Below are 3,034 nucleotides of genomic sequence, written 5' to 3' on the forward strand. Positions count from 1 at the left end.
CGGAGCGGCCATGGCCGCGGTGGTCGTGGGCGCCGACCGTCCAGCCGCGGGCGGTCAGCCAGCGCGCCAGCCGGTCATAGCGGCCGGCATGCTCGCTAAGTCCGTGCAGCAGGTAGATACTGGGCGTGCCCGGGCCGGCGATCGGCGGGGGCACGTTGGGCGCGGCGGGCCAGACATAATTGGCCAAGGGCGTGCCGTCGGGCGCGGGGGTCATCGAAATCGGCGACAATTTCTGGCTTCCTCGAAATGAATAGACAGTCCAGGTCCTCGGGTAATGACGATTTCATCGCTGTTTCGTTTCATGTTCAAGAAAGCCGGCGCGATTGCCGCGCTGGCCCTGCTGATTACGGCCTGCTCGCCCAGTTACAACTGGCGCGAAGTCGACGTGGCCGACGGCCACGCGCGCGCGGCATTCCCGGACCGGGTCTCGACTGACACCCGCGACCTGAAGCTGGACACCCATACCTTGCGTTTTACCCTGGCCAGCGCCACCGTGGGCGAGGCGGTCTTTGCCGTGGGCTCGGCGCCGCTGCCCCCCGACATCGCGAAGGATCCGGCCGCCAAACAGGCGCTGGGCATGGCGCTGATGCACTCGCTCTATGCCAACATGCAATCGCCGCCGCCCAATGAATGGCCGCCTTATGGGCAGGACATTGAGGTCCAGGGCAAGGCCATGGGCAAGCCGGGCTGGCTGCGCGCCAGGGTCTGGGTGACCGACACCATGCTGATCGAAGCCGTGGCGGCCGGTACTGTGGAAAGCCTGCCGGCCGAGCGGGCGCAAGAGTTCCTGCGTTCCGTCGTCATCAAGCCGTGAGGGGCTCGATCAGGCCCAGCCTCAGCGCCGCGACCACTGCGGCGCGCCGGCCGCGCACGCCGAGTTTGTCGCAGGCGTTGCACAGATGGAAATTCACGGTGCTTTCGCTGACGCCCAGGATGCGGGCGGTTTCCCAACTGGTCTTGCCCATGGCCGCCCAATGCAGGCAGCTGGCCTGGCGCTCTGACAGGGGTTTGATGGCCGGGGCCGGACTGGATGCCGGATTCAAGGCTGAACCCATGGCTGGGGGCGTGGCCGAGTTCATGGCCGGGGGCGTGGCGGAGTGGGCGGTGGCTGGCATGGCGATGGGGGGCGAAAGCCCGGCGATTGATGAGTTGCCTCATGCTGCCGTTCGGACAGGCTGCCCGGCAAGCGATGATGCCTTCGCGCATCATTCCTCTTATCTCTAACGGAATAAGCGCATGTCCGCCGTCGTGCAGTTCTATTTTTCATCGATCGTGCTGATGCTGCCTCTGCTCTTCTGCGCGGGCATAGGGGTGTATTGGGGCAAGCGGGATCTGCCGTTCGGCGGCTCCTTCATCACCATGCTGGTGACCTCGGTGACCACGCCGGCCCTGGTGTTCCACACCTTCGTCACCACCCATCTGGACGATCGCGCGCTGGCCGATGTGGCGGTGGCGACCCTGCTGGCGCTGCTGCTGTGCGCGCTGGTCTGCGCGCTGCTGCTGAAAGCATGCAAGCTGCCCGTGCGTACGTTGCTGCCCACGGCTTTCCTGCCCAATGCCGGCAACCTGGGGCTGCCGATTTCGCAGATGGCTTTTGGCGATGCAGGCCTGTCGGTGGCGGTCGCGTTCTTCGCGGTCAGCTCCTTCGTCATGCATACCATCGCCGTGCGCCTGTTGCCGGGGGTGAACACGAAGGGCAGCTGGAAGAGTCCGATTTTGCTGGCATCCCTGGTCGCCGTGGCCCTGCGCCTCATGCATGTGCCGGTGCCCGCGTGGCTGATCGAGACCTCGCGCATGCTGGGCGCGGTGACCGTGCCGCTGATGCTGCTGAGCCTGGGCCACGCCCTGGCCCTGATTCCGTCCAACGGCCTGCGCGACGGCGCCAAGGTCGCGGCGATCCGCCTGGCGGTGGGCCTGGGTGCGGGGTTGGCGGTGGTATGGGCGCTGGACCTGGAGCCGGTGCTGGCCGGCGCGCTCAGCCTGCAGATGGCCATGCCCTGCGCGGTGGTCAGCTACATGTACGTCAAGCGCTACACGACGCAGGGGGATACCGCGGCGGGCGCGGTGCTGGTGTCGACCGTGGCGTTTCTGTTGCTGGCGCCGGTAATACTGTGGTTCAGCCGCGGGGCTTGAGATCGGGACAATTGTCGCGACGCTGTCGCGACAATTGAGAGTCCCCGCGAGCGCCGCGGGAAACGATCTACGCCGTACCCGACATCGCGCGCAACTGCGCCATCAACGCGTCGGGAATGTCCACGCCGTGCTTGAGCGCTTCGTCGCGCAGCTTGCGGCGGCGGTCGCCCGGCAGGCGCACGCCTTCGTCTTCCAGCATGGCGTCGACCAGTGTTTCGACCCGATCCAGATAAGTGTTGTTGCCGGCCAGCGCGCCGGGGTCGATCGCCATGAAGGCCTGGCCCAGCCGCGCCGGGCCGCCTGCGTCGACGAAGAAGGACTCGGTCTCGAAGCCGAAGTGCGAGCCGGTCAGCGCGCAGGCCAGCAGCTCGACGATCAGCGCCAGCATCGCGCCTTTGACGCCGCCGGCGGGAAGCATGCTGCCCGCAAGGCCGGCCTTGGGGTCGGTGGTGGGCTGGCCGTCTGCATCCAGCGCCCAGCCCAGCGGGATGGGCTGGTTGTCGCGGGCTGCGATCATGAGCTTGCCGCGCGCGACCTGCGACAGCGACAGGTCGATCACCAGGCGCGCGCCGCCGCGCCGCGGAAAGACGGCGGCGATGGGATTGGTGCCGAACAGCGGCCGCTTGCCGCCCCAGGCAGGCATGGCGGCGGGCGAGTTGCTCAGCGCCAGTCCCACCAGCCCGAGGTCGGCCAGGGCTTCGAGGTGATAGCCGGCTTCGCCGAAGTGGTGGCTGTTGCCGACGCCGATGAAGGCCACGCCATGCTCGCGGGCGCGCAGGCCGGCTTGTTCGACAGCCAGTGCGCAGGCGGGGAAGGCCAGTCCGGATCCGGCGTCGATCAGCGCCGCGCCGCCGCGTTCATGCACGATGCGCGGCACGGCCGAACCGATGGCGCGGCCGGC

At 67.9% G+C, this 3,034-nt stretch carries 5 protein-coding genes; 2 read left to right on the top strand and 3 right to left on the bottom strand.

Annotated elements, in window-relative coordinates; translation table 11 throughout:
• Positions 1-214: serine aminopeptidase domain-containing protein (locus VIR09_RS18970; RefSeq protein WP_332014272.1), on the bottom strand; the 214-nt coding region annotated here is incomplete at its 3' end.
• Positions 215-274: 60 nt separating this feature from the next.
• Between VIR09_RS18970 and VIR09_RS18975 the strand changes: the two genes are divergently transcribed.
• On the top strand, positions 275-814 hold the full coding sequence (locus VIR09_RS18975) for a hypothetical protein (protein WP_332014273.1): 540 nt from the start codon (positions 275-277) through the stop codon (positions 812-814).
• Here VIR09_RS18975 and VIR09_RS18980 read toward each other — a convergent pair.
• A complete protein-coding gene (locus VIR09_RS18980; protein ID WP_332014276.1) occupies positions 804-1,055 on the bottom strand; it encodes a helix-turn-helix domain-containing protein in 252 nt (83 codons plus the stop codon). The genes VIR09_RS18975 and VIR09_RS18980 overlap by 11 nt on opposite strands.
• Before the next feature lie 181 nt (positions 1,056-1,236).
• On the opposite strand from VIR09_RS18980, the gene VIR09_RS18985 reads away from it, so the two are divergent.
• Positions 1,237-2,133 carry an AEC family transporter gene (locus VIR09_RS18985; protein WP_332014274.1) on the top strand — a complete coding sequence of 299 codons (897 nt, stop codon included), beginning with the start codon at positions 1,237-1,239 and terminating at the stop codon, positions 2,131-2,133.
• 67 nt (positions 2,134-2,200) lie between these two features.
• Here VIR09_RS18985 and VIR09_RS18990 read toward each other — a convergent pair.
• Positions 2,201-3,034: Ldh family oxidoreductase (locus tag VIR09_RS18990; RefSeq protein WP_332014275.1), on the bottom strand; the 834-nt coding region annotated here is incomplete at its 5' end.

The organism is Achromobacter sp. (assembly GCF_036567245.1).
GTDB lineage: Bacteria > Pseudomonadota > Gammaproteobacteria > Burkholderiales > Burkholderiaceae_B > Achromobacter.

What these genes read in the sequence shown, in the direction of transcription:
- VIR09_RS18975 (WP_332014273.1), top strand. Translation starts at nt 275, where the DNA reads ATGACGATTTCATCGCTGTTTCGTTTCATGTTCAAGAAAGCCGGCGCG.
- VIR09_RS18980 (WP_332014276.1), bottom strand. Translation starts at nt 1,055, where the DNA reads ATGGGTTCAGCCTTGAATCCGGCATCCAGTCCGGCCCCGGCCATCAAA.
- VIR09_RS18985 (WP_332014274.1), top strand. Translation starts at nt 1,237, where the DNA reads ATGTCCGCCGTCGTGCAGTTCTATTTTTCATCGATCGTGCTGATGCTG.